This window comes from Mesorhizobium sp. B2-4-17 (assembly GCF_006441275.1).
Lineage (GTDB): Bacteria > Pseudomonadota > Alphaproteobacteria > Rhizobiales > Rhizobiaceae > Mesorhizobium.
Genome location: NZ_VFUX01000034.1, coordinates 22,993 through 47,937, shown reverse-complemented (window position 1 = coordinate 47,937; position 24,945 = coordinate 22,993). Strand labels below are relative to the sequence as shown.

Sequence of the window (24,945 nt, the reverse complement as noted above, 5' to 3'; positions counted from 1 at the left end):
TTTTTCCCCAGCCTGTGGAACGCACTTCAGGAGCCGCATTTCCGCTAGTAATCCCTTGACCGCCGACAGGGCGGTGCTAACGTTTGTCCAATCGGTCAAAAATTTGCGTAGCATGAAAGCGCGGCAAAGACCAAGCGTTGGACGCACCGAAACAGGTTACAAGGGGAAGTCTTGGTCATGTCCAACCGGCTGAAAGTCACGCCGAACGATCTCAGCGCATTCTGGATGCCGTTCACGGCAAACCGGCAGTTCAAGCAGGCGCCACGCATGTTCGTGTCCGCCAAGGATATGCATTACACGACCAGCGATGGCCGCAAGGTGCTGGACGGCACCGCCGGCCTCTGGTGTGTCAATGCCGGCCACTGCCGTCCGAAGATCACCGAGGCGATCCAGCACCAGGCCGCCGAGCTCGACTACGCGCCGGCCTTCCAGATGGGCCATCCGATCGTGTTCGAACTGGCGAACCGCCTGGTCGACATCGCGCCCAAGGGCATGGACCATGTGTTCTTCACCAATTCCGGTTCGGAATCCGTCGAGACGGCGCTGAAGATGGCGATCGCCTATCACCGCGTAAAGGGCGAGGGCTCGCGCACCCGTCTGATCGGCCGCGAGCGCGGCTATCACGGTGTGAATTTCGGCGGCATCTCGGTCGGCGGCATCGTCAGCAATCGCAAGATGTTCGGCACGTTGCTTGGCGGCGTCGACCACATGCCGCATACGCATCTGCCTGAGAAGAACGCCTTCTCCAAGGGCGTGCCGGAATATGGCGCGGAGCTCGCCAACGAGTTGGAGCGCATCGTTGCCCTGCATGACGCCTCGACCATTGCCGCCGTCATCGTCGAGCCGGTCGCTGGTTCCACCGGCGTCATCCTGCCGCCCAAGGGCTATCTGCAGAAGCTTCGCGAAATTTGTACCAAGCACGGCATCCTGTTGATCTTCGACGAGGTCATCACCGGTTTCGGCCGTCTCGGCGCGCCGTTCGGCGCCGATTATTTCGGCGTCACGCCCGATATCATGACCACCGCCAAGGGGGTCTCCAACGGCGTCATCCCGATGGGCGCGGTGTTCGTGAAGAAGGAGATCCACGACGCCTTCATGACCGGCCCCGAGCACATGATCGAGTTCTTCCACGGCTACACCTATTCGGGCAATCCGGTTGCTTGCGCCGCCGCACTCGGCACGCTCGACACCTACAAGGAAGAAGGCCTGCTCACCCGTGGCGAGGAACTGGCGCCCTATTGGGAAGACGCGCTGCATTCGCTGAAGGGCGAGCCGCATGTCATCGACATCAGGAACATCGGCCTGATCGGCGCGATCGAACTGGCACCGATCGCCGGCGAGCCGACCAAGCGTGCATTCTCGGCCTTCGTCAAGGCGTTCGAGCGCGGCGCGCTGATCCGCACCACCGGCGACATCATCGCGCTGTCGCCGCCGCTGATCATCACCAAGGGCCAGATCAATGAACTGATCGACCATGTGCGCGATGTGCTGCGCTCGATAGATTGAGTCTGCTTTTATCTGGGCGGGTGGCGATGGGAACCGCCAGCCGCCCAGAACATGAAATGGGAAGGACTTTGAATGGCCGCACCCGGCGAGAATCTGCGAATCAATTCAGACCGTTTGTGGGATTCGATCATGGAGATGGCGAAGATCGGCCCCGGCATTGCCGGCGGCAACAATCGCCAGACCGTGACCGACGAGGATGGCGAGGGCCGGCATCTGTTCAAGCGCTGGTGCGATGCAGCCGGGCTCGAAATGGGTGTTGACGAAATGGGCACCATGTTCGCCCGCCGCGAAGGCACCGATCCCAGCCTGCCGCCCGTCTATGTCGGCAGCCATCTCGACACGCAGCCGACCGGCGGCAAGTATGACGGCGTTCTCGGCGTTCTCGGTGGGCTCGAGGTCGTGCGCTCGCTCAACGACCTCGGCATCAAGACCAAGCATCCGATCGTCGTCACCAACTGGACCAACGAGGAAGGCGCGCGCTTCGCACCGGCGATGATGGCGTCGGGCGTGTTCGCCGGCGTGCTCGAACAGGCCGACGTCTACGAGCACACGGACAAGAACGGCAAAAAATTCGGCGAGGAACTGGAGCGCATCGGCTGGAAGGGCACCGAGAAGGTCGGCGACCGCAAGATTCACGCCTTCTTCGAACTGCATATCGAACAGGGCCCGATCCTCGAGGACGAAGGCATCGACATCGGCGTCGTCACCCACGGCCAGGGCCTGAAATGGCTGCAGGTGACGCTGACCGGCAAGGAGGCGCATACCGGCTCGACGCCGATGCCGAAGCGCCGCAATGCCGGGCTCGGCATGGCGCGGGTAATCGAACTGGTGCACGAGATCGCCATGGACTACCAGCCCGATGCCGTCGGCGCTGTCGGCCACATGGAAGTCTTCCCCAACTCGCGCAACATCATTGCCGGGCGCACCGTCTTCACCATCGACATCCGCTCGCCCGAGAAGGAAGTGCTCGACGCCATGGACGGTCGCATCCGCGGAGGCATCGACACGATCTGCGACGCGCTCGATATCCAATACAAGATCGAGCAGGTCGGCGCTTTCGACCCCGTGACCTTCGACAAGGGCTGCGTCAAGGCGATCCGCGACGCCGCCGAACGGCTCGGCTACACGCACCGCAACATCGTCTCCGGCGCGGGCCACGATGCCTGCTGGATCAACCGCGTGGCGCCCACCGCCATGGTGATGTGCCCTTGCGTCGACGGGCTCAGCCACAACGAGGCCGAGGAAATCACCAAGGAATGGGCCGCCGCCGGCGCCGACGTGCTGTTCCACGCGGTGGTGGAGACGGCGGTCATCGTGGAGTGAGCTTAGAGATTACCTTTCAAACGCAGCTCATTAAGAAGCGCGAAGAGAAACAAGGGAACAAAAATGACCAAAGTCATCCGAAACGGCACCATCGTCACCGCCGACCGCACGTGGAAGGCCGATGTGCTGATGCAGCATGGCAAGATCGTCGCCATCGGTTCGGAACTGCATGGCGATCATGAGTTCGACGCCACCGGCTGCTATGTTATGCCGGGCGGCATCGATCCGCATACGCATCTCGAAATGCCGTTCATGGGCACCTATTCGGCCGATGATTTCGAATCCGGCACGCGCGCGGCACTGGCCGGCGGCACGACCATGGTGGTCGATTTCTGCCTGCCGGCCCCGCAGCAATCGCTGCTCGAAGCCTTGCAGATGTGGGACAACAAGACCTCCAAGGCCTCCTGCGACTACTCCTTCCACATGGCGATCACCTGGTGGGGCAAGCAGGTGTTCGACGAGATGGCCGACGTCGTTGACAAGGGCATCACCTCGTTCAAGCACTTCATGGCCTACAAGGGCGCGCTGATGGTCGACGATGACGAGATGTATGCCTCGTTCCAGCGCTGCGCCGATCTTGGCGCGCTGCCGCTGGTGCATGCCGAGAATGGCGATGTGGTTGCGGCCCTGTCGCAGAAGCTGCTCGCCGCCGGCAATAACGGCCCGGAAGGTCACGCCTATTCGCGTCCGCCGGAAGTAGAGGGCGAGGCCACAAATCGCGCAATCATGATCGCCGACATGGCGGGCGTGCCGCTCTATGTCGTGCACGTCTCCTGCGAGCAGAGCCACGAGGCGATCCGCCGCGCCCGCCAGAAGGGCATGCGTGTGTTCGGCGAGCCGCTGATCCAGCATCTGACGCTGGATGAGAGCGAGTATTTCGACAAGGATTGGGACCATGCGGCGCGCCGCGTAATGAGCCCGCCCTTCCGCAACAAGCTGCACCAGGATTCGCTGTGGGCCGGCCTGCAGGCGGGCTCGCTGCAGGTGGTGGCGACCGACCATTGCGCCTTCACCACCAAGCAGAAGCGCTTTGGAGTCGGCGATTTCACCAAGATCCCCAACGGCACCGGCGGGCTCGAGGATCGCATGCCGGTGCTATGGACCAAGGGCGTCAACACCGGGCGGCTGACGATGAACGAGTTCGTCGCTGTGACCTCGACCAACATCGCCAAGATCCTCAACATATATCCGAAGAAGGGCGCCATCGTCGAAGGCGCCGATGCCGACATCATCGTCTGGGATCCGAAGCGCAAGAAGACGATTTCTTCGAAGAAGCAGCAGTCGGTCATCGACTACAACGTGTTCGAAGGCGTCGAGGTCACAGGGTTGCCGCGCTTCGTCTTCTCGCGCGGCGAACTGTCGATCGAGGAGGCGGAGGTCAAGGCCCGGCCCGGCCACGGCCAATTCGTCGGCCGCGAGCCGAACGCCGCGGTCCACCGCGCGCTGTCGACATGGAAAGAGATCACAGCGCCGCGCAAGGTCGAACGCACAGGCATTCCGGCGACCGGGGTTTGAGGTGAGGCACGCGGGGCTTCTTCTCACCGGCGTTCTCGTCCTGGCTGCCGGCCGCACTTCGGCGGCCGGCAGCGACCTGTCCAAACCCTATGGCGACAAATATGGCTGCATCAACAGGAACGGCCAGGAGGTGGCCAGGCGGCTCGTTGTCGTCGAGAGGACGGCAATGTGATGGGCGAAGTCTCCCGGTGCCGATGATCGCCGAAATCGGCGCCGCCCCTCATCGCCCTGCCGGGCACTTCTCCCCGTATAGGGACGGGGAGAAGGACGCCGTCGCCAAGGATTTCGCCAATTTCCAGAGAGATCGCCGAGGCTGCGCTGAGATCCCTTCTCCCCGTCCCTATACGGGGAGAAGGTGCCGGCAGGCGGATGAGGGGCAGCACCGGCCTGAAGCGATTGCGCGGCCTCCACGCCTTGTCCCGGTGTCACGCAACCAGCGCATCCAGCTCCGGCAGCAGGACCACGCTTTCCTGTTCGTTGGGGTCGGTGCGGGCAATGACGGCCGAAGAGGGAGCGTTGCTCAGATTGGCCGGCAGATGCGGCACACCGGCCGGGATGTAGAAGAGATCGCCGGCCTTGACGACGATGTGATGATCGAGCCGGTCGCCATACCAGGTGTGGACCTCGCCGGAGAGCACGTAGATCGCGGTTTCATGGTTCTCGTGCAGATGCGCCTTGGCGCGCGCGCCGGGCGGCATGGTGAGGACGTGCATGCAGATGCCGGAGGAGCCGACCGATTCCGCGGCAATGCCGGCGAAATAGGTCAATCCCTGCTTGCCTTCATAAGTGCTTTCAGGGCGGATAAGATGGCATATCGGTTTGGGCGACATCGGGAAAACTCCGGGCGTCAATCGAGTGGGACAAATTCAATGGGACTGGGCGAGTGGAAAACAACATCGCGATAAAAGCAATCGGAATCCCGCCGCAGGGACGGGACAAGGCAGGCACCCACCGATGACAGGGATTTCGCCAGCCGTCGTCGCGGCAAGCAAACTTGGCCTCACTTTCCAGACCAATGACGGGCCGGTGCAGGCGCTGTCCAATGTCGATCTCACCATCGGCAAGGGTGAGTTCGTCTCTTTCATCGGCCCGTCGGGTTGCGGCAAGACCACCCTGCTGCGCGTCATTGCCGACCTGGAGAAGCCGACGTCCGGGACGATATCGGTCAACGGCATGACGGCAGAACAGGCGCGCGAGAAGCGCGCCTATGGTTATGTCTTCCAGGCCGCCGCACTGTTTCCGTGGCGCACCATCGAGCGCAATGTCGCGCTGCCGCTGGAGATCATGGGGCTGTCCAGGGCGGAGCAGGTGGAACGGATCAAGCGCACGCTCGATCTCGTCAACCTTTCGGGCTTCGAGAAGAAATATCCCTGGCAGCTTTCCGGCGGCATGCAGCAGCGCGCCTCGATCGCCCGTGCGCTGGCCTTTGACGCCGACGTGCTGTTGATGGACGAACCGTTCGGCGCGCTGGACGAGATCGTTCGCGACCATCTCAACGAGCAGTTGCTGCAATTGTGGGGGCGGACGAACAAGACCATCTGCTTCGTCACCCACTCCATTCCGGAGGCCGTGTATCTGTCGACGCGCATCGTCGTCATGTCGCCGCGCCCGGGCCGCGTCAGCGACATCATCGAATCGACGCTGCCGAGGAAGCGCCCACTCGACATCCGCGAGAGCCCGGAGTTTTTGGCAATCGCGGCGCGGGTGCGCGACGGCTTGAGGGCAGGGCACAGCTATGATGATTGAGGGTCATGGCAAGCGAGCGGCCAAGAGCGCCTTCGTCATCCTAGGGCGGAGCAGGCGCGAAGCCGCCTGCGTGACGCGAGCCGTCCATGGCGATTTCGTCATCCTAGGGCGGAGCAAGGAGCGAAGCGACGCGGCGCAGACCCTAGGATCCATGCCGTTTCCTCCGCGTTCCGCATCGGCGCAGAACGGGGCACCTTCCGTCGCGCCTCGGAAGGCGAACATTTTCGACCGCTCACACCCCTCGATCGACGTCACGGCATGGATCCTAGGGTCTGCGCAGGCGGCTTCGCGCCTGCTCCGCCCTAGGATGACGAAGAGCGCGCTGCGTAGCGCAGTACCGCTGAGAGGAGGACATCGCCATGGATAGCTTCCGCGACAAGCTCGTTCCGGTGACCTCGATCCTCGCCGGCGTGGTCGTGCTCTGGTACGTTTTCGCCGTCATCCTCAATGCGCCGTTTCAGCGCGATATCGACAGCCGGGCCAACGTGACACCGGGCACCGTCGAATTCATCGGCAAAACGCTGTCGCAGCCCAAGCCGACGCTGCCGGCGCCGCATCAGGTGGCGGTGAACTTCTTCCAGAACACCTTCCTGCGGCCTGTCAACTCGAACCGCAGCCTGATCTATAACGCCTGGGTGACGCTGTCCTCGACACTGCTCGGCTTTGCCTTCGGCACCGCGCTCGGCATTATCATCGCGGTCGGCATCGTGCATGTGGCGACGCTCGACCGTAGCCTTATGCCTTGGATCATCGCCTCGCAGACCATTCCCATCCTGGCGGTGGCGCCGATGATCATTGTGGTGCTGGCGGCCGTCGGCATCACCGGCCTGGTCCCGAAGGCGCTGATCTCGACTTATCTGTCGTTCTTCCCGGTGACGGTCGGCATGGTGAAGGGGCTGCGCTCGCCCGAGATCATGCATCTCGACCTGATGCACACCTACAATGCCAGCCGTACCCAGACTTTCTGGAAATTGCGCGTGCCGGCCTCCGTGCCGTTCCTGTTCACCTCGATGAAGGTGGCGGTGGCGGCGAGCCTCGTCGGCGCCATCGTCGGCGAACTGCCGACCGGTGCTGTCGCCGGCATCGGCGCCAAGCTGCTCGCCGGCGCCTATTACAGCCAGTCCATCGACATCTGGTCGGCGCTGGTCGCCGGTTCCATCGTGGCGGCGCTTCTGGTCATGGTGGTCGGCATCGCCGGCCGTCTTGTCGATCGCGCCATGGGCGGGAGGCCGGCATGAGCTGGTTGAAACCCTCCTGGCAAGCCGTGCTGGCGATCGTGCTGTGTCTGATCGCGGTCGCGCTTGGCGCGATGTCGAAGCCCGAGGCGGCAGCATTCGCGGATCCGGCTGCCAGTATCAACTACCCCTATCTCGGGACGAAGGGTCTGATGCTCGGCCTGGCGATCGTGGCGGCGCTGATCTCGATGGTCAGGATTCCGTCGCTTGCTGAAGCCCTGGTGCTGTTTGTCGGTGCCCATCTCGTCGCCTGGCTGCTGATCTCAGGCGTTACAGGTTTCGAAGGCACGGCACTGGCGCCGTATTTCCTGCTGCTCACCGCGGCCTGGCTGCTCGGATGGCGTTGCGTGGCGGTGCTGTCCGGGCTTCGTCCAGCGACAGGTTGGTCCCGGAACGCGCTGCGCCTGATCATCCCGGCGATCTTCGGCGCCTGGATACTCATCATCTGGGAGGCGGTGACGCGTGGCGCCGGCATTCCCTTCATCCTGCTGCCGCCGCCGAGCGCCGTCGGCGTGCGCATTGTCAACTCGCTGCCGATACTCGGTGCCGATGTCCGCCAGACCGTCTTCAAGGCGGTGCTTTTCGGTTACGTCGTCGGTAGCGGCGCCGGTTTCATCACCGCGATCCTAGCCGACCGGGTGCCGTTCCTGCGGCATGGCCTGCTGCCGATCGGCAATATGGTTTCCGCGCTGCCCATCATCGGCGTGGCGCCGATCATGGTCATGTGGTTCGGCTTCGACTGGCAGTCCAAGGCAGCCGTGGTCATCATCATGATCTTCTTCCCGATGCTGGTGAACACGGTCGCCGGGCTTGCCGCGTCGGGCCATATGGAGCGCGACCTGATGCGCACCTATGCGTCGGGCTACTGGCCGACGCTGATCAAGCTCAGGCTGCCGGCCGCCGCTCCCTTCATCTTCAACGCGCTGAAGATCAACTCGACGCTGGCGCTGATCGGCGCCATCGTCGCCGAGTTCTTCGGCACGCCCGTCGTCGGCATGGGCTTCCGTATCTCGACCGAGGTCGGGCGGATGAACATCGACATGGTGTGGGCTGAAATCGCAGTTGCAGCACTTGCGGGTTCGGTCTTTTATGGCGTGGTCGCCCTTGTCGAAAGGGCCGTCACGTTTTGGCATCCCTCTGTCCGTGGTGGATAGGGGCGGTGGGTTCAGGGCACTAACTTCAGAGGGTAAAAAAATGAAAAGACTTCTTATTCCACTTCTGGCCGGCGCGCTGTCGCTGGCCGCGTTCCAGGCAATCGCCGCCGACAAGGTGACGTTGCAGCTGAAATGGGTCACGCAGGCCCAGTTCGCCGGCTACTATGTGGCCAAGGCCAAGGGCTTCTATGACGCTGAAGGCCTCGACGTCGACATCAAGCCGGGTGGCCCTGATATCGCGCCCGAACAGGTGATTGCCGGCGGCGGCGCCGATGTCATCGTCGACTGGATGGGCGGGGCGCTCGCGGCCCGCGACAAGGGCGTGATGCTGGTCAACATCGCCCAGCCCTTCAAGAAGGCGGGCATGGAACTGGTCTGCCCGAAGAACGGACCGATCAAGACCGAGGCCGATTTCAAGGGCCACACGCTCGGCGTCTGGTTCTTCGGCAACGAATATCCGTTCTACGCCTGGATGAACAAGATCGGTCTCAAGACCGATGGCGGCCCCGACGGCGTCACCGTGCTGAAGCAGAGCTTCGACGTGCAGCCGCTGATCCAGAAGCAGGCGGACTGCATCTCGGTGATGACCTACAACGAATACGGCCAGGTGCTGGATGCCGGCTACAAGCCCGAGGACCTGATCGTCTTCAACTATTCGGCCATGGGCAACGACCTGTTGGAGGACGGGCTCTACACGCTTGAGGACAAGCTCAAGAATCCGGCTTTCGCCGACAAGATGGTGCGTTTCGTGCGCGCCTCGATGAAGGGCTGGAAATATGCAACCGAGAACACCGACGAGGCGGCCGGCATCGTCGTGGACAATGGCGGTCAGGACGAGAACCACCAGAAGTTCATGATGAAGGAAGTGGCCAAGCTGATCGACAATGCGGACGGCAAGCTGATCCCCGCGGCTTACGAGCGCACCGCCAAGGCCCTGCTCGACCAGAAGATCATCACCAAGGAGCCGACCGGCGCCTACACCACCGCCATCACCGACAAGGCTGTGAAGTAAGCGTAGTCCCGCTACGATCGATCTTCAGAGCGGCGCCTCCGACCAAGGGTCAGAGGCGCCGTTCCTTTATGGTGTTCATGACAAAACTGGTCTCGATCGAGGCGACGCATTTCAGCCGCGCGATCTTTTCCTTGATGAAGCGCTCATACTGGTCGAGGCCGCCGGTCACAACCTTGAGCACATAGTCGCGTGAGCCGGTGACGAGGTGGCATTCCAGCACTTCGTCCCACCCGCGGATCGCTTCCTCGAACATGACGATCTCGTCCTCGTTCTGGCGGCCGAGCCTTATGGTGGCGATGGCGACCATGGTCCAGCCAAAGGCAGCCGGATCGACCAGCGTCGTGTAGCCCTTGATAATTCCGGCTTCCTCCAGCCGCCGCACGCGCCTGAGACAAGGCGACGGCGACAGGCCGATGCGCTCCGCCAACTCGTTGTTCGTGATACGCGCATCGGCGCGCAGTTCATGCAGGATCTTGCGGTCGAAATCATCAGCTATTTTCTGCCGCACTTTTGGTGTCTCCAGGCGATTCATTGCGATAGTGCAGCCATGGGGGTCCAAATAGCAAGGACTGCGTGGTGGGGATCGCATAAATTGCCGCCACACGTCTCGAAAAAACAGGGAACATCATGACCGCGCCGCGTCCTTCGAAAACCCATATCGGCAACCACAAGCTTCATCCCGAAACGCTGATGCTGAGCTATGGCTTCGATCCGCAGCTGTCGGAGGGCGCGGTCAAGCCGCCGGTGTTCCTGACGTCGACCTTCGTGTTCAAATCGGCGGAGGAGGGGCGTGATTTCTTCGACTACACGTCCGGCCGAAAGGAGCCGCCGAGCGGCACGGCGTCGGGCCTTGTCTATTCGCGCTTCAATCATCCCAACAGCGAGATCGTCGAGGACCGGCTCGCCGTCTATGAGGGGACGGATGCCTGCATCCTGTTTTCTTCCGGCATGTCGGCGATCGCGACGACGCTGCTTGCCTATGCCCGCCCCGGCGACGTGATCCTGCATTCGCAGCCGCTCTATGGCGGCACCGAGACGCTTTTGACGCGCACGCTTGCCGGCTTCGGCATCGGCGCGGTCGGCTTCGCGGATGGCGTCGACGAGGCGGCGGTGCGCGTGGCGGCCGATGCGGCGACCGCGAAGGGCCGTGTGTCGGTTATTCTGGTCGAGACGCCGTCGAACCCGACCAATAGCCTGGTCGATATCGCGCTGATGTGGAAGGTCGCCGACGAGATCGGCGCAAGGCAAGGATCGACGCCGATCATAGCCTGCGACAACACGCTGCTCGGTCCAGTCTTCCAGCGGCCTATCGAGCACGGCGCCGATGTTTCCGTCTATTCGCTGACCAAATATGTCGGCGGCCATTCCGACCTGATCGCGGGCGCCGTCATGGGCGGCAAGGCGGTCACGAAGCCGATCAAAGCTCTGCGTGGCGCGATCGGCACGCAGCTTGATCCACATTCCTGCTGGATGCTCGGCCGCTCGCTGGAGACGCTGTCGATCCGCATGGAACGGGCGAACGACAATGCCCGCCTGATTGCCGGATTCCTGCAAGAGCATCCCAAGGTGGAGAAGGTGCATTATCTGCCGTTCCTCGGCGAGGACACGCCTGCCGCCCGCGTCTATCGGGCGCAATGCAGCGGCGCCGGTTCGACCTTCTCCTTCGACATCAGGGGCGGACAGAAGGCGGCCTTCGCCTTTCTCAACGGGCTGCAGATCTTCAAGCTGGCGGTAAGCCTCGGCGGCACGGAATCGCTGGCCAGCCATCCAGCCGCCATGACCCATTCGGGCATTCCCTTCGACGTGCGCCAGCGCATCGGCGTTCTGGAGACCACGGTCAGGCTGTCGATCGGCGTCGAGCACCCGGATGACCTGATCGCCGACCTTGCGCAGGCTCTGGCCGCCGTCTGAGCGTTGTCCTTCCGCGCGTCTTGAAAGGGCGGGTGACCGCCCCTTTTTGATCAGACATCAAAAAAATGTGCCCCGAGGGATACTTTGGGCCACCCGACCGTTGTGCTGGTGCATCCACGCGTGGAGAGCCGCGAGGATGAACATCCAACGGAGGTCCTAGGAAAATGCGCAGACAATCCTTCATGCCGGTGCTTTCCGCGCTGGCCATTTCGACCGCCTTTCTATTCGCATCGCCGGCCATGGCCGAAATGGTGAAGTACAAGGCAACGCTCGATGGCGGCCAGCAGAGCCCTCCCGTCACCACCAAGGGCAAGGGGACTGCCACCTTGACCTTCGACACCACCAAGAAGAAGCTAAGCTGGAACGTCAAATATTCCGGTCTCAGCGGACCGGCGACGGCCGCGCACATTCACGGCCCCGCGGGGATGGGCGAGAATGCCGCGCCGGTAATCCCGTTCAAGGGCAAGCTCAAGAGCCCGATCAAGGGATCGGCGACGCTCACAGATGCGCAAGCGGCTGACCTTGAGGCCGGCAAATACTACGTTAACGTCCACACCGCCGCCAACAAGGACGGCGAGATCCGCGGTCAGATCGAGAAGGCGATGTAGCGCGGTCGGAAGGGGCGGCGCACCGCCCCTTTCGCCAAACGAGTCCTTAGCTCAGCACGGCCGGCGAAAGGCAGCAGGCTGCCTTCGCTTCAGCTCTTGTCGCGGATCTGGGTCATCGTCCGGGTCGGTGTGATCGCCTCCGGATCGAGCCGGATTTCGACGACCGACGGCTTGCCGCTGGCGCGCGCACGCTCGAAGGCGGCTGCGAAATCGGACGTCTTCTCCACCGTCTCCCCATGGCCGCCATAGGCTCGGGCCAGCGACGCGAAGTCGGGGTTCTTGAGGTCGGTCGCAACCACGCGGCCAGGATATTCGCGCTCCTGATGCATGCGAATGGTGCCGTAAATGCCATTGTTGACGACCACGACGATAATCGGCAGGTCGTACTGCACGGCGGTGGCGAATTCCTGCCCGTTCATCAGGAAGCAGCCATCGCCGGCAAACGCGACCACGGTGCGTTCCGGAAACAGCTCCTTGGCGGCGACCGCGGCAGGCGTGCCATAGCCCATCGAGCCGGACGTCGGCGCCGCCTGCGTGGCGAAGCGGCGGAAGCGGTGGAAGCGATGCACCCAGGTGGCATAGTTGCCGGCGCCGTTGGTGAGGATAGCGTCGTCCGGCAGCATTTTTTCGAGATAATTCATGATCGGCCCCATCTGAACCGGGCCGGGACCGCTTTCCGGCGGTGTCGACCAGTCGAGATAGGCGGCGTGCAGTCTTGGCGTCTCGGCCGCCCATGCCGGGTCGGAGGCCGGCTTGCGGCTGGCGAAGGCTTCGACAAAGGCGGATGGCGAGGCGTTGATGGCCAGCGTCGGCCGGTAGACGCGGCCAAGTTCGCCGGCGTCCGCATGGACATGCACCAGCGTCTGGTCCGGGTAGGGGCTCTTCAGCAATGTGTAGTCGGATGAGGGCATCTCGCCCATACGACCGCCGATCAGCAGCACAAGATCGGCCTGCTTGATGGCGGTGGCAAGCTTCGGGTTGATACCGATGCCGACATCGCCGGCATAGTTCGGATGCAGATGGTCGAACAGCATCTGGCGGCGGAAGGAACAGCCGACCGGCAGCGACCACGCCTCGGCGATGGCGCGCATCCGTGCCACGGCCTCCGTGTCCCAGCGCGTGCCGCCAAGGATAACGAAGGGCCTGATGGACTTGGCCAACAGCGTTTCCAGCGCATCGAGTTCTGCTTCGCCCGGACGGGTGTCGACCGGCGTGTGCGGCAAGACGGCAGGCGCCTCGACGACGCTGGTCAGCATGTCTTCCGGCAGCGAGATCACCACCGGGCCGGGACGGCCCGATGTCGCCACCGCGAAGGCGCGGGTGACGAACTCCGGGATGCGTGACGCGTCGTCGATCTCGACCACCCATTTCGCGATGTCGCCGAAGAACCTCTTGTAATCGACTTCCTGGAACGCCTCGCGCTCCTTGGCGTGGCTGGCGACCTGGCCGATGAACAGGATGAGCGGTATGGAATCCTGCATGGCGATGTGGATGCCGGCCGACGCATTGGTGGCGCCGGGGCCGCGGGTGACGAAGCAGACGCCGGGCTTGCCGGTCAGGCGCCCGTGGCAGTCGGCCATCATCGCCGCGCCGCCTTCCTGGCGGCAGACGATGGTGCGGATCGTGGAATCATGCAGCGCGTCGAGAACCGCGAGGTAGGATTCGCCAGGCACGCAATAGATGCGGTCGGTGCCGTTGGCTTCGAGCGCGTCGACGATCAGTTGTCCGCCGGTCTTCATTTTCCAGACCTCTCCAGTTCGGCAAGGATTTCTTTTGTGTGTTCGCCCAGGCGCGGCGAGGGGCGCTCATAGACCAGCGGCGTGCCGGACATCACCATCGGGGCGCGTACCGAGGGCAGCAGGTTGCCATGGCCGTCGTCGAGGTCGAGCCGCATGCCGCGCGCGATCGTCTGCGGGTCGGCGAACATCTGGCCGATCGTGTTGATCGGGCTCGCCGGCACGCTTGCCGCTTCGAGCTTTGCCAGCAGCGGATCGCGGTCGAGAGACTTCAGCGCCTCGACGATGCGCTCGCGCAGCTTCACGCGGTTGGCGACGCGGGCGGGGTTGGTGGCGAAGTCGGGATTGGCAGGCAAATCGTCCAGTCCGACGGCGGCGCAGAATTTGGCGAACTGGCCGTCATTGCCGACGGCAAGGATGATGTGGCCGTCCCTGACCGGAAGCACTTCGTAAGGGGCGATGTTCATATGCGCATTGCCCATCTGCACCGGCGACTTGCCGGAGACGAGATAGTTGAGGTTCTGGTTGCCGAGCGCCGAGATCTGAGTGTCGAAGAGCGCCATGTCGATGTGCTGGCCCTCGCCGGTCTGCTCGGCATGGCGCAGGGCTGCCTGGATGGCGACGACCGAATAAAGACCGGTGAAGAGATCCGATATGGCGACGCCGGCCTTTTGCGGCTCGCGGCAGGCCTCGCCGGTGATCGACATCATGCCGGCCATGGCCTGGATGATAAAATCGTAGCCGGCGCGGGGCGCATAGGGTCCATCCTGGCCGAAGCCGGTGATGGAGCAGTAGACCAGGCGCGGGTTGATCTTGCGCAGGCTGTCATAATCGAGCCCGTACTTCTTCAAGCCGCCGAGCTTGAAGTTTTCGATCAGCACATCCGACGTCGCGACCAGCCGGCGCACGGTCTCGGCGCCGCCGGGCGTCGAGAAGTCGATGGCGATGGAGCGCTTGCCGCGATTGCAGGAATGATAATACGCGGCCGACAGATTCTCGCCCTCATGGCTCATGACAAAGGGCGGGCCCCATTTGCGGGTGTCGTCGCCGCCATTGGGGCTTTCGACCTTGATGACATCAGCGCCGAGATCGGCAAGCAATTGCCCGGCCCAGGGCCCGGCGAGGATGCGGGCGAGTTCGACGACGCGGACGCCTTTCAGCGGGGGCTCAGCCATAAATCACCGTGGTTGCCGCAATCACCGTGATTGCTGCGAAAGCAGAGCCTCTATCAAGCCCGGCGGTGGCTGTCACGGCCCTTGCAATGGGCCAACGAACTGGCTCGGTCACGCTTTCAGGACGCTATCCGCCCAGGCCGTGAAATCGTCCATGACGATGTCGCGGTTCACCTCGTTCAGGCTTTCGTGGCGAGTGTCGGCGTAAACCTTTGATACGAGATTCGAAAAACCCATCCTGCGCATGCGGTTGGCGAGATGGGTGATGCCCTTGCCATAGTCCGAGGCCGGGTCTTTCTCACCGCCGACGATGGCGACGGGAAGGTCGCGCCGGACACCGACGAAGCCGGCATCCTTGCCGCGATTGAGCGCCATCGAGACCACGTCGCGCCACATCGAGATAGAGGCATCCCAGCCGCACAGCGGATCGGCGATGTATCTCGCCACCTCCGCCTCGTCGCGCGACAGCCAGTCGAACGGTGTGCGATGATTGGGCACCGCCTTGCCCCAAGCCTGGAAGGTGAGTTTCGGCAGCAGCCGCGACGGAACGTCCGAGCCCAGCCGCATCCGCTCCCAGGCAAGGATGCCGAGCGCCAGCTGTCCAAGCAGGTCTTGCGAAAAATTGCCGTTCCAGATCGCGGCGGCATGGATGCGGGATGAATGGCCCAAAAGGAAATTCAGCGCCACGGACGCGCCCATCGAGTGGCCGAAGAGGATGACCGGCAGGCCTGGGCGTTCCCCGGCGATCAGATCGTGGACGGCATCGACATCGGCGATCACCTTGGCCGGTCCGCCCCTGTCGGCGAATCTGCCGAGCGGCGCGTCCGGCGCCTTGGTCCGGCCGTGGCCGCGATGATCATGGGCATAGACGTGGAATCCGCGCGAGCCAAGGAAATCGGCAAAGCGGGCATAGCGCGCGGCATGCTCGGCCAGTCCATGATTGATCTGGACGACCGCGCGCGGCCGGCCTTCGGCCTGCCTGACGAAGAGATTGAGCTCGGCGCCGGTCGGCGAGCGGACCAGGCGTTGCTGGTTGAATGGCATGCAGGCTGGTTTCCACCCCCGGTTCGCCTCATGGCGTCTGACCTCTGTGCGCCTGCCGCCGGTTTTGCGTCAATCCACACCAACCACTTTTTGCCCAACGATGTTTCTTGCGTTTGGCCAGCAAAATATCGCAATTCTGACATGGAGACAGCGGCAGTCTGTCACCCATTTGCTTCAGCGGGGATTCTTATGCGCATTGGTGTTGTTTTCGGATTGGCCTTGTTGGCGGCATCGCTGGCCAGTGCAGCGCGTGCCGACGTCAAGCTGAGCGGCACTTTCGTTGCCGACGCCGCCTGTCCGGCAACGCAGGCCATCAAGAACGGCAAGAATCCCGGCAATGTCTCGACCGATGCCGGAAAGGGCTACCAACTGCTTGCCGGCAACAAGGATACGCCGACGCACTATCTGATCCAGGTGCCCGGCGCCGACCCGGAGCGTCGCTGGGTGAAGGTCAGTTGTGGCCATCTCTCGGGCAGCAGCGCCGCGACGGTTCCGGCGGCTCCTGGTAGGCAAGACAAGCCGGCGGCTTCGGGAAAACCCGAATATGTCTTCGCGCTGAGCTGGCAGCCGGCCTTTTGCGAGACCAAGTCGAACAAGGCCGAATGCAGGGCGCAGAATCCGAGCGAATTCGACGCCACCAATTTCACCTTGCACGGCCTGTGGCCACAGCCGAACGGCAATTTCTATTGCCAGGTTTCGGCCGGCGACAAGGCCAACGACAATCCTGCCCACTGGCAGGACCTGCCGCCGGTCAACCTTGACGCCGGCACCCGCGCGGAGCTCGACAAGGTGATGCCGGGCACCGCCTCGAAGCTCGAGCGGCATGAATGGATCAAACACGGCACCTGCTACGGCAAGAACCAGCAGGAGTATTTTTCCGACGCACTCAGCCTGATGCGCGAAGTGAACAGCTCGCCTGTGCGCGATCTCTTTACCAAGAACATCGGCGGCAAGCTGACGGCCGACCAGATCCGCAGTGCCTTCGACCAGGCCTTCGGCTCGGGGGCAGGGGATCGGGTGCGCGTTTCCTGCGTCATCGATCCGTCGAGCGGCCGGCGGCTGATCGGCGAACTGACGCTCGGCCTCGCCGGCCCGATCGGTCCCTCCAGTTCGCTGAAGGACCTGCTGCTGGCATCGGTTCCCACCAACAAGGCCGGCTGCCCAGTGGGCACGGTCGATCCGATCGGCTTCCAGTAAGCGCTGGACCGCCGCTTCCGGCAAGCCGGCGTGCCAGTCGCGGACAGATGCGGAAGGGTAATCGAAGCCTTCAGCAGGGGTGTGTCCGGCAGAAACGTCGTCTCTCGGCGGCCACTTCCCCGTGTGCCTGGCCCGCAAAAGCGATTGCCGTTCGCCGCCGCATCGCCTACATAGCGGCCAACCTCCATTCAGATCGACAATTCAGTCAGTTTCAGGGAAAGCGCGCGTGGCACGCCAGTTCATCTATCACATGTCCGGCCTGTCGAAGGCCTATGGCACCAAAAAGGTGCTCGATAACGTTTATCTGTCTTTCTATCCGGACGCCAAGATCGGCATTCTCGGGCCGAACGGCTCGGGTAAGTCGACCATCCTGCGCATCATGGCCGGGCTCGACAAGGAGTTCCAGGGCGAGGCGTGGCTGGCCGAGGGCGCGACCGTGGGCTACCTGGCGCAGGAACCGCAGCTCGACAACAGCAAGACCGTGATGGAAAACGTCATGGACGGCGTCGCCAGGAAGACCGCCATCATCGAGCGCTACAACGAGCTGATGATGAACTATTCCGATGAGACGGCGGACGAGTCGGCAAAGCTCCAGGACGAGATGGACCGGCTGAACCTGTGGGATCTCGAGCAGCAGGTCGAGATGGCGATGGACGCGCTGCAATGCCCGCCGGGCGATTCCGAGGTGACCAACCTGTCGGGCGGCGAGCGTCGCCGCGTGGCGCTCTGCCGGCTGCTGCTGCAGCAGCCCGATCTGCTGCTGCTCGACGAACCGACCAACCATCTCGACGCCGAGACCACGGCATGGCTGGAAAAGCACCTGCGCGACTATCCGGGCTCGGTGCTGATCATCACCCACGATCGCTACTTCCTCGACAATGTCACCGGCTGGATCCTCGAACTCGATCGTGGTCGCGGCATTCCGTACGAGGGCAACTACACCAGATATCTAGACGCCAAGGCCAAGCGCCTGATCCAGGAAGGCCGCGAGGACGACGCCCGACAGAAGTCGATCTGGCGCGAACGCGAATGGATCCAGTCCTCGCCAAAGGCGCGCCAGACCAAGTCGAAGGCGCGTATCAAGGCCTATGAGGAACTGGTCGAGCAGTCGCAGAACCGCAAGCCCACCGACACGCAGATCGTCATCCCGTCGAGCGAGCGGCTGGGCAATGTCGTCATCGAGGTCGAGAACCTCAGCAAGGGCTTCGGCGACGAGCTTCTGATCGAGAACCTGTCGTTCAGGCTGCCGCCGGGCGGCATCGTCGGCGTCATCGGCCCGAACGGCGCCGGCAAGACGACGCTGTTCAAGACGTTCACCGGCCAGGAGAAGCCGGACGCGGGCTCGGTCCGCATCGGCGAGACGGTCAAGCTCGGCTATGTCGACCAGAGCCGCGACGCGCTCGATCCGAACAAGACGGTGTGGGAAGAAATCTCCGGCGGCGCCGAAGTCATCAAGCTCGGCAAGCACGAGGTCAACAGCCGCGCCTACTGCTCGTCCTTCAACTTCCGCGGCGGCGACCAGCAGCAGAAGGTCGGCAATCTCTCGGGCGGCCAGCGCAACCGCGTGCACCTGGCAAAGATGCTCAAGACCGGCGGCAATGTGCTGCTGCTCGACGAACCGACCAACGATCTCGACACCGAAACGCTGAGCGCGCTGGAAGACGCGCTGGAAGCCTATGCCGGCTGCGCGGTCATCATCAGCCACGATCGCATGTTCCTCGACCGCATGGCCACCCATATGCTCGCCTTCGAGGGCGACGCGCATGTCGAATGGTTCGAAGGCAACTTCGAGGAATATGAAAAGGACAAGCTGCGCCGCCTCGGCGCCGAAGCGGCAGCCCCGCACCGCATGACGCACAAGCGGCTGACGCGGTAGATATAAAGATTAGAGTACCTTAGCCTTTATCGCCGTGCATTTGGAAACATTTTTGAAAAGTCTCGCAAGATAGGCGTCGGAATAGTCGGCTTGGACAACCGTATCAATCTTGTTGAGCATTGATGACGCCGATGACTCAACTTCTTGGTCGGTGAAAGTGCTCCCGCCATCGTGCGGGTGTATTTTTTCAAGATCTTTTAGAATGCAGTGCATCAGGAATCTGTTTCCATGAACTACCGTTCCTCTAACGGTGGGGGACGACTGATCATGGTTCTTTCTCAAATAAGTATCTATTCGGCGTCCGAGAAGTACAAGGGACCAAAGTCGCTTAGATGACGTCCCTGCATTAAACAGTGCCTTATATGGCGTTTCGTTGATGTCAGCGTAAAGCCCGCCAACGTAACCCTTAGCCAACGCTACATAAGAAATTTCGCCACTAGCGCAAGCAAGCGCGATGATACCTTCTATGAAGTCAAATCCATCTGCGCTCTCAACTGGTGTCTCGCCCTCTCGATATTCATAATTCACGCCGCTGACCAACAACTCCGTTCTGATACGTTCTTGTTGAGGGTCCAAAGCCACAAAATTTCTTGCGTCAATCCGATTTTGGGTATTGGAAGCGCGTGTTATAAGCTGTCCCATGAGCGAGTTGGGGTCATCGACGATAATGATTCTCGCCTGAAGGGCAGCTTCGGATCCTCCCACTAAGGTCCGGCCGATCGTGCCGACCGTCTGGGCGCCATTTACAACTGTGACCCCAGAGCAGTCGAAGATACCGACCGAACGATCTGCACCGCCGATTGCCTGCTTTTTCATTTTTTCTGCAAGAATTGTCAGACCGTTGTTAAAATACCAGAAGTTTGCTGGCGCTTCGACGAGGCTCTTGGCTATGGCGGTGTTAACTTCGGACTTTAGACCTAGAAAGTTTCGAATGTTTTGTGCAAAGAGGTTATTTCCGTATTTTCGGTACCAATCCGCAACATCGTTGGCTGATACTTGCCCGTAAACAGCTTGCAATGGAGTCTCGACTAGCCCGTAGTGTGAAAGGCGGACGGTGAGGTCGATTTGCGGTGGTGCTGCTTCGTGGACGAAGTACTGGAAGAGTTGCTTCTGCGAGATAACTTCGAATGAGAACATGTCTCCTGTGTCGTTTTGAGAGTCAACGAATTCCTGAAGGCTATGGCTCACAAAACTGTCCAGAGGGCCGGACCCTGAATATCCAAGAACTAAAACGACGCTGTTTACCCGACCAAGCGCGTCCTCAATGGTTGCCCATCGATCCTGCACTTTTTCATTGAAGCGGTCTTTTTTTTGAGAGATGAGATCGCGGGCTCCTTGAACAAATTTCAAAACCCCTGCAGAATCAATCGAGCCGCCGTGAGAATTGTTCCATTTTGATTGGACGAGAATTAATGTGGCTGTAGTTGGATCATAGTAAATCGCGTCAATTCCGTTGTCATTGGCGCCGTCAACGACAGCTTGGCTTGCTGCCTCTATTTCTGCGTCTGCTAGAATTCTGATGCAAACGGCAGCTATTGCTCTCGATAGAAGATGGTCGGCCTTTCCTGGGCCATCTTTAATATCGCTCGCGTCCAGGTGCGGGATGACCTGTTCCTGCAATTTCTGCCGTATCTGACTATGCTGTAATTCAGCCATGTGTATTACCTATCGTCAATATAGATTGTAGGCGTCATTGCAAATATAAGAAGTGGACAGCCGCCAGCACCGCCACCAAGAATACGTGGCTCTAACTTGTCGTAGTGGGTGGTTGAGCCGCCAAAAGTGCTGGAGTCCCGGCCAAACTCCACTCGGTGGCGATGCAGCCACTGCTGTAATTCGGTGGAGCGTGTGACAACCACACCAACATCGGCAACCCTGAGGTCGTAGAGCAGGCGGAAGTTGTTGAGATCGCGGTCGTAGAATGGATCCTTGTTGTTCCATTCGACCTCCAGTGCGATCTTTCCTTTGAAGCAATCCACCTTATGGGTCGGGCTTTCGCTCTCGACTTTATCGACGACGATCTTGGTCTCGAATTTCTTTTCGAGCCAACCGCGTTTATAGAATTCCGAGTCGATCGCCGTTGCCAGTTCGGTTTTGCTTCCGCCCTTGGCCGCGATGGCGCTGTGCGGCAGGCGCGAGGCCGTGAGCACCTCGATAATGTCTGACCATTCGCTGGGGTGGCCGTATTGTAGGATTGTTCGGGCATTGCGCCAATCGTAGCAATCCCACCCTGGCAATAGATCAACTTTGGGCAGTTTGCTCACTCTGCCGCGTCCGCTGCCGAATTGTAGGCATATGTCTTCCAAGTCGGCTTGTAGTCCTCGTCCGCTTGGTTGCCCCAATAGGTCCATCGAGGCCTTGTGCCACGGGCAAAAAGCTCAAGGTATGGGCCTTTTGAGCAGCGTTCTATCAGTTCGTACTGCTCGTCGGGCTTGCGCGAATGCTCTCGTTTGCGCGACGACAGATAATTAACCTGGCTGCGCCCGGGAGCTTCCGTACGCGCATTCTTACCGCGAACACCAAACAGCAGAAGCTCCGTGACGTTGCGGAAGTAAAACCCGACACCTCGGCCGTCAGACCCCCCGTCCTTGCGAACCTTATGCCAGACGATGTTCGATTTGTATTCGAACCCCCAGGCGCGCATAACTTGTAGGCCATCCGGCAAAAGCGCGTTCGGAACCCAAAGATAAAGATGCGCCGGCTGCAAAGTCAGTTCTGCCACCGGGAGCGCGCATATATCGCCGGTTGTCATAGTCTCGTAACGAGCTAGCCGACGATGCTCCGGGGCAACTTTTCCAGTGCGGTTTGTAAAACGCCACGGCGGATCGGCCAGCACGGTATGAAAGCGCTTGCCGGCCGTTTTCTTTGCCAAATCGATGGCTGCATTCATCGCTTCGGCGTTCACCGTAGCCCCCTAAGAAATGTACCGAGAACAAAAGAGGAACTTTCTGCTTCTGTCAAGACTGGCACGATTCGTGCCGGTATGTCTGGCTCATTGTGCGGTTTTCGACATATGCACTACGAGCTCACATTGGGGGTAACTGAGAGGTTGAATATGTCCAAGCCCGACTGGTCCGCCGCCCAATATCTGAAATTCGAGGACGAACGTACGCGGCCGGCGCGTGATCTCGCGGCCCAGGTGCCGGTCGATTTCCCACGCCGCGTCGTCGACATCGGCTGCGGGCCGGGCAATTCAACCGAGCTTCTGGTCGAGCGCTGGCCGAATGCCGAGGTCAGCGGTTTCGATACCTCCCCCGACATGATCGAAAAGGCGAGGGCGCGGCTGCCCGGCGTGAGTTTCGATCTGGCGGACGCCTCCACATGGCAACCGGCCGAGCCGGTCAATGTGATCTTCGCCAATGCGGTGTTCCAGTGGCTGCCGGAACATCCTGCGGTTTTCCAGCGGCTGATGGGCTTTCTTGCTCCCGGTGGCGCGCTTGCCGTCCAAATGCCGGACAATATGGGCGAGGACTCTCACCGCCTGATGCGCGAGACCGCCGCCGAAATGCCGTTTGCCGCCAAGATGAAGGGGGCGGCGCGCGCGCCGCTGCCTCCAGTATCGTTCTATTACGACTTGTTGTCACCGCTCAGCGACAGGGTCGACATCTGGCATACCATCTACAACCATCCGCTGGCCGATGCCGAGGCGATCGTCGAGTGGGTGAAGGCAACCGGGCTGAAGCCGGTCCTCGATCCGCTTGACGAGCACGAGCGCAAGCTGTTCCTCGACAGCTACACGGCAAGGATCGCCAAGGCCTATCCCGAAACCGCGAACGGCAAGGTGCTGCTGCGTTTCCCGCGGATTTTCATTGTCGCCAAACGGGCCGGATAGGGTATGTCGAGATTCGTATGACGCTCGCCTGCAAACGGCGGCCTCCGGCGCTTCCACTGCTCAGGTACGAGAACTACGCGCCGCTCCTGTTCTCAACCTGTACGCCTGGTGAAAGTCAGGTTTACGTGGGCGTAAATCTTTGGTTTAAGCCGGCGTAAACCGGCGAAGTGAGAAAAGTGTTGCGCCGAGGCGTTTCGGCGCTCACATGAAGCCGCAAGGCCTGCGGATGGGACGGACTGAAATATGCATCGCGTCATCATCAGCGGCATCGGCGCTGAAATTCCTCAACCTGTCATCACCAATGAAGAGCTGGTCGAAAGCTTCAACAGCTGGGTCGACACCGAGAATGAGCGGCGCCAGGCCACAGGCGGAACGCTGCTGCAGAAGTCGGACGCCGACTTCATCGTCCATGCTTCGGGCGTGCGCAGCCGCCATGTGATCGAACGCGAAGGCATTCTCGACCCGACCCGCATGGCACCGCGCATTCCGGCACGGCCGGATGACGTCCTGTCGCTGCAGGCCGAGTTCGGCATCGCTTCGGCCAGGAAGGCGATCGCCCATGCCGGCATCGACCCGTCGGAGATAGATCTGGTGATCTGCTCGTCCTCGCATCAGCAAAGGCCATATCCGGCCATCGCCATTGAAATGCAGGAGGCATTGGGCACCAAAGGGGCCGGTTTCGATATGGGGCTTGGCTGTTCGTCGGCGGCGGCGGCATTGCACATGGCGGTCAACCTGGTGCGCTCGGGCGCGCACAAGCGCATTCTGGTCACCACGCCCGAGATCATTACCGGCCATCTCAATTTCCGCGACCGGCAGACGCATTTCATCTTCGGCGACGCTTCGGTGACTATGGTGGTGGAAGGGCTCGCTTTGGGCGAAAAGCGGCCGGAACGTTTCGAGGTGCTCGACACGCGTATCTGGACGCAGATGTCGAACAACATCCGCACCAATCTGGGCTACCACACCCGCACGGCCCAGGACGATCCCTATATGATCAACCTGGAGGGCAATCTCATCAAGCAGGTCGGCAACAAGGTGTTCAAGGAAGTCACCGTCGCCGGGCACAAATTCATCGTCGAATTCCTGGCCGAACATGGACTGACGCCGCAGGCCGTCCGCCGCTTCTGGCTGCACCAGGCCAATGCGCGCATGAACGCGATGATCCTGAAGCTGGCGTTCGGCCACGAAGTCGGCCACGACCGCGCGCCGATGGTGCTGGAGCGACTCGGCAACACGGCGGGCGCCGGCGCCATCGTCGCGCTGTCGGAAAACCATGCCGACATGAAGCCCGGCGATTTCGGCCTGATCTGCGCTTTTGGCGCGGGGTATTCGATAGGCGGCGCGTTGCTGAGGATGCTCTGACTTGCGGGGTGCTCCGGCCGCGCGTCAGGCGGGAGCGAACGGCACCAGCATCGGCACACGCCTGGCATAGTCGTCATAGGCGGTTCCGAGTTCGCTGCGCAGGAAACGCTCCTCGATCTTTGCCTTCATGACGATGCCGATGATGAGCAGGAGCGCGCCGGCAATGCCCCAGACAGTTCCTTTTGCCGCCATGGTGGCGAGGATCGCCAAAAGCAATCCTGTGTAGATCGGATGGCGAACGAGGCCGTAGGGGCCGCTGTCGACGACACGGTGCCCTGCCTTGGCGGTGACATTGCCCGACCAGAGACGGCCAAGATGCAGCCTTGCCCACCACGAGAAGCCGAAGCCGACAGCGATCAGCACAACGCATATCCAGGCCACGGCAAGGTCGGGAACCCACAGCCGCAGGCGCCCGTAATAATTGTGTGCCGGGAGCAGGAACAGGACCGCGCCAAACACCATCACCATCCGGTAGCGCATCTCCGACCCAAGGTCGGCACGTTTGGCGACCGGATCCGCCCAGAAGGCGGCAGCCGCCCACGACACCACCCAGATCAGCCAAAGCAGCACGATTACCGTTCCGGGACGCATGGTAACCTCCGCAGACCTGTCCGCGCGTCACCATGGGGCCGGCACGGCATGGCGGCAATCCCGCCTGCGATCGACGGCAGGTAAGAAACGCGTGATCGCAACCGCATCGATGACATTGATCG

General features: G+C 61.6%; 23 protein-coding genes. 14 read left to right on the top strand and 9 right to left on the bottom strand.

The genetic code is table 11. From position 1 onward, the window contains the following. Window positions 1-177 precede the first annotated feature (177 nt). From FJ548_RS24210 to FJ548_RS30005, 4 genes are all read left to right on the top strand, one after another. Window positions 178-1,506 (top strand): aspartate aminotransferase family protein, encoded by a 1,329-nt coding sequence (locus FJ548_RS24210; protein WP_140699431.1) that lies wholly within the window; start codon window positions 178-180, stop codon window positions 1,504-1,506. A 72-nt stretch (window positions 1,507-1,578) separates the two neighbouring features. Continuing rightward, window positions 1,579-2,829 (top strand): Zn-dependent hydrolase, encoded by a 1,251-nt coding sequence (locus tag FJ548_RS24205; protein ID WP_140699433.1) that lies wholly within the window; start codon window positions 1,579-1,581, stop codon window positions 2,827-2,829. 63 nt (window positions 2,830-2,892) lie between these two features. After that, complete coding sequence (hydA, locus tag FJ548_RS24200; protein ID WP_140779152.1) at window positions 2,893-4,344, top strand: dihydropyrimidinase; 1,452 nt, start codon at window positions 2,893-2,895, stop codon at window positions 4,342-4,344. Window position 4,345: 1 nt separating this feature from the next. After that, complete coding sequence (locus FJ548_RS30005; protein WP_181168890.1) at window positions 4,346-4,516, top strand: hypothetical protein; 171 nt, start codon at window positions 4,346-4,348, stop codon at window positions 4,514-4,516. Between the two features lie 253 nt (window positions 4,517-4,769). On the opposite strand, the gene FJ548_RS24190 is transcribed toward FJ548_RS30005, so the two are convergent. Next, window positions 4,770-5,174 (bottom strand): cupin domain-containing protein, encoded by a 405-nt coding sequence (locus tag FJ548_RS24190; RefSeq protein ID WP_140779151.1) that lies wholly within the window; start codon window positions 5,172-5,174, stop codon window positions 4,770-4,772. Between the two features lie 124 nt (window positions 5,175-5,298). Here FJ548_RS24190 and FJ548_RS24185 point away from each other — a divergent pair, with 124 nt between their 5' ends. From FJ548_RS24185 to FJ548_RS24170, 4 genes are all read left to right on the top strand, one after another. Continuing rightward, window positions 5,299-6,090, top strand: coding sequence for an ABC transporter ATP-binding protein (locus FJ548_RS24185; RefSeq protein ID WP_140608922.1), 792 nt, complete (start codon window positions 5,299-5,301; stop codon window positions 6,088-6,090). Between the two features lie 359 nt (window positions 6,091-6,449). Beyond that, a complete protein-coding gene (locus FJ548_RS24180) occupies window positions 6,450-7,328 on the top strand; it encodes an ABC transporter permease (protein ID WP_140779150.1) in 879 nt (292 codons plus the stop codon). Then, window positions 7,325-8,479, top strand: a complete 1,155-nt coding sequence (locus tag FJ548_RS24175; protein WP_140779149.1) for an ABC transporter permease — start codon at window positions 7,325-7,327, stop codon at window positions 8,477-8,479. Before FJ548_RS24180 ends, FJ548_RS24175 begins: the two co-directional genes overlap by 4 nt. A 40-nt stretch (window positions 8,480-8,519) precedes the next feature. Beyond that, complete coding sequence (locus FJ548_RS24170; RefSeq protein ID WP_140695687.1) at window positions 8,520-9,491, top strand: ABC transporter substrate-binding protein; 972 nt, start codon at window positions 8,520-8,522, stop codon at window positions 9,489-9,491. 49 nt (window positions 9,492-9,540) lie between these two features. On the opposite strand, the gene FJ548_RS24165 is transcribed toward FJ548_RS24170, so the two are convergent. Beyond that, window positions 9,541-9,999: an Lrp/AsnC family transcriptional regulator gene (locus FJ548_RS24165; protein WP_140608124.1), complete on the bottom strand. Its 459-nt coding sequence runs from the start codon at window positions 9,997-9,999 to the stop codon at window positions 9,541-9,543. 119 nt (window positions 10,000-10,118) lie between these two features. On the opposite strand from FJ548_RS24165, the gene FJ548_RS24160 reads away from it, so the two are divergent. Next, window positions 10,119-11,402 carry a cystathionine gamma-synthase family protein gene (locus FJ548_RS24160; RefSeq protein WP_140779148.1) on the top strand — a complete coding sequence of 428 codons (1,284 nt, stop codon included), beginning with the start codon at window positions 10,119-10,121 and terminating at the stop codon, window positions 11,400-11,402. 164 nt (window positions 11,403-11,566) lie between these two features. Further along, entirely contained in the window at window positions 11,567-12,010 is a 444-nt protein-coding gene (locus tag FJ548_RS24155; RefSeq protein ID WP_140608120.1) for a CHRD domain-containing protein, read from the top strand. A gap of 89 nt (window positions 12,011-12,099) precedes the next feature. Here FJ548_RS24155 and FJ548_RS24150 read toward each other — a convergent pair whose 3' ends face one another. The 3 genes from FJ548_RS24150 to FJ548_RS24140 all read right to left on the bottom strand — a co-directional run bounded on the left by FJ548_RS24150 (window position 12,100) and on the right by FJ548_RS24140 (window position 15,962). Continuing rightward, window positions 12,100-13,749, bottom strand: a complete 1,650-nt coding sequence (locus FJ548_RS24150) for a thiamine pyrophosphate-binding protein (protein WP_140608118.1) — start codon at window positions 13,747-13,749, stop codon at window positions 12,100-12,102. Continuing rightward, entirely contained in the window at window positions 13,746-14,921 is a 1,176-nt protein-coding gene (locus tag FJ548_RS24145) for a CaiB/BaiF CoA-transferase family protein (RefSeq protein ID WP_140779147.1), read from the bottom strand. The genes FJ548_RS24150 and FJ548_RS24145 overlap by 4 nt, the downstream gene beginning before the upstream one ends. A 108-nt stretch (window positions 14,922-15,029) precedes the next feature. Further along, the gene (locus tag FJ548_RS24140) at window positions 15,030-15,962 is read right to left on the bottom strand and encodes an alpha/beta hydrolase (RefSeq protein ID WP_140779146.1); all 933 of its coding nucleotides are present in this window, start codon (window positions 15,960-15,962) and stop codon (window positions 15,030-15,032) included. Between the two features lie 189 nt (window positions 15,963-16,151). On the opposite strand from FJ548_RS24140, the gene FJ548_RS24135 reads away from it, so the two are divergent. Both FJ548_RS24135 and ettA read left to right on the top strand, forming a co-directional pair. Next, window positions 16,152-17,159: a ribonuclease gene (locus FJ548_RS24135; RefSeq protein WP_140779145.1), complete on the top strand. Its 1,008-nt coding sequence runs from the start codon at window positions 16,152-16,154 to the stop codon at window positions 17,157-17,159. Between the two features lie 226 nt (window positions 17,160-17,385). After that, complete coding sequence (ettA, locus tag FJ548_RS24130; RefSeq protein ID WP_140779144.1) at window positions 17,386-19,035, top strand: energy-dependent translational throttle protein EttA; 1,650 nt, start codon at window positions 17,386-17,388, stop codon at window positions 19,033-19,035. A 9-nt stretch (window positions 19,036-19,044) separates the two neighbouring features. Here the strand turns inward: ettA and FJ548_RS24125 are convergent, their stop codons facing one another. Genes FJ548_RS24125 through FJ548_RS24115 form a run of 3 tightly spaced genes read right to left on the bottom strand, consistent with a single transcriptional unit; the run spans window position 19,045 to window position 21,940 of the window. Beyond that, on the bottom strand, window positions 19,045-20,691 hold the full coding sequence (locus FJ548_RS24125) for an AIPR family protein (RefSeq protein ID WP_140779143.1): 1,647 nt from the start codon (window positions 20,689-20,691) through the stop codon (window positions 19,045-19,047). A 5-nt stretch (window positions 20,692-20,696) separates the two neighbouring features. Continuing rightward, complete coding sequence (locus FJ548_RS24120; RefSeq protein ID WP_246678752.1) at window positions 20,697-21,299, bottom strand: BglII/BstYI family type II restriction endonuclease; 603 nt, start codon at window positions 21,297-21,299, stop codon at window positions 20,697-20,699. Beyond that, window positions 21,296-21,940 carry an MT-A70 family methyltransferase gene (locus FJ548_RS24115; RefSeq protein ID WP_246678751.1) on the bottom strand — a complete coding sequence of 215 codons (645 nt, stop codon included), beginning with the start codon at window positions 21,938-21,940 and terminating at the stop codon, window positions 21,296-21,298. The genes FJ548_RS24120 and FJ548_RS24115 overlap by 4 nt, the downstream gene beginning before the upstream one ends. A 150-nt stretch (window positions 21,941-22,090) precedes the next feature. On the opposite strand from FJ548_RS24115, the gene tam reads away from it, so the two are divergent. Next, on the top strand, window positions 22,091-22,867 hold the full coding sequence (gene tam, locus FJ548_RS24110; RefSeq protein WP_140779141.1) for a trans-aconitate 2-methyltransferase: 777 nt from the start codon (window positions 22,091-22,093) through the stop codon (window positions 22,865-22,867). A gap of 243 nt (window positions 22,868-23,110) precedes the next feature. Beyond that, window positions 23,111-24,232, top strand: a complete 1,122-nt coding sequence (locus tag FJ548_RS24105; RefSeq protein ID WP_140779140.1) for a beta-ketoacyl-ACP synthase III — start codon at window positions 23,111-23,113, stop codon at window positions 24,230-24,232. Between the two features lie 24 nt (window positions 24,233-24,256). Here the strand turns inward: FJ548_RS24105 and FJ548_RS24100 are convergent, their stop codons facing one another. Further along, window positions 24,257-24,823 carry an isoprenylcysteine carboxylmethyltransferase family protein gene (locus tag FJ548_RS24100; RefSeq protein ID WP_140779139.1) on the bottom strand — a complete coding sequence of 189 codons (567 nt, stop codon included), beginning with the start codon at window positions 24,821-24,823 and terminating at the stop codon, window positions 24,257-24,259. Between the last annotated feature and the right edge of the window lie 122 nt (window positions 24,824-24,945).

Excerpts from the sequence above, each read along its gene's own strand:
- tam (WP_140779141.1), top strand. The coding sequence starts at position 22,091 with ATGTCCAAGCCCGACTGGTCCGCCGCCCAATATCTGAAATTCGAGGAC.
- FJ548_RS24160 (WP_140779148.1), top strand. The coding sequence starts at position 10,119 with ATGACCGCGCCGCGTCCTTCGAAAACCCATATCGGCAACCACAAGCTT.
- FJ548_RS24185 (WP_140608922.1), top strand. The coding sequence starts at position 5,299 with ATGACAGGGATTTCGCCAGCCGTCGTCGCGGCAAGCAAACTTGGCCTC.
- FJ548_RS24170 (WP_140695687.1), top strand. The coding sequence starts at position 8,520 with ATGAAAAGACTTCTTATTCCACTTCTGGCCGGCGCGCTGTCGCTGGCC.
- FJ548_RS24135 (WP_140779145.1), top strand. The coding sequence starts at position 16,152 with ATGCGCATTGGTGTTGTTTTCGGATTGGCCTTGTTGGCGGCATCGCTG.
- FJ548_RS24180 (WP_140779150.1), top strand. The coding sequence starts at position 6,450 with ATGGATAGCTTCCGCGACAAGCTCGTTCCGGTGACCTCGATCCTCGCC.
- FJ548_RS24145 (WP_140779147.1), bottom strand. The coding sequence starts at position 14,921 with ATGGCTGAGCCCCCGCTGAAAGGCGTCCGCGTCGTCGAACTCGCCCGC.
- FJ548_RS24175 (WP_140779149.1), top strand. The coding sequence starts at position 7,325 with ATGAGCTGGTTGAAACCCTCCTGGCAAGCCGTGCTGGCGATCGTGCTG.
- FJ548_RS24100 (WP_140779139.1), bottom strand. The coding sequence starts at position 24,823 with ATGCGTCCCGGAACGGTAATCGTGCTGCTTTGGCTGATCTGGGTGGTG.
- FJ548_RS24155 (WP_140608120.1), top strand. The coding sequence starts at position 11,567 with ATGCGCAGACAATCCTTCATGCCGGTGCTTTCCGCGCTGGCCATTTCG.
- FJ548_RS24205 (WP_140699433.1), top strand. The coding sequence starts at position 1,579 with ATGGCCGCACCCGGCGAGAATCTGCGAATCAATTCAGACCGTTTGTGG.
- FJ548_RS24105 (WP_140779140.1), top strand. The coding sequence starts at position 23,111 with ATGCATCGCGTCATCATCAGCGGCATCGGCGCTGAAATTCCTCAACCT.
- FJ548_RS24210 (WP_140699431.1), top strand. The coding sequence starts at position 178 with ATGTCCAACCGGCTGAAAGTCACGCCGAACGATCTCAGCGCATTCTGG.
- hydA (WP_140779152.1), top strand. The coding sequence starts at position 2,893 with ATGACCAAAGTCATCCGAAACGGCACCATCGTCACCGCCGACCGCACG.
- FJ548_RS24140 (WP_140779146.1), bottom strand. The coding sequence starts at position 15,962 with ATGCCATTCAACCAGCAACGCCTGGTCCGCTCGCCGACCGGCGCCGAG.
- FJ548_RS24150 (WP_140608118.1), bottom strand. The coding sequence starts at position 13,749 with ATGAAGACCGGCGGACAACTGATCGTCGACGCGCTCGAAGCCAACGGC.
- FJ548_RS24125 (WP_140779143.1), bottom strand. The coding sequence starts at position 20,691 with ATGGCTGAATTACAGCATAGTCAGATACGGCAGAAATTGCAGGAACAG.
- FJ548_RS24190 (WP_140779151.1), bottom strand. The coding sequence starts at position 5,174 with ATGTCGCCCAAACCGATATGCCATCTTATCCGCCCTGAAAGCACTTAT.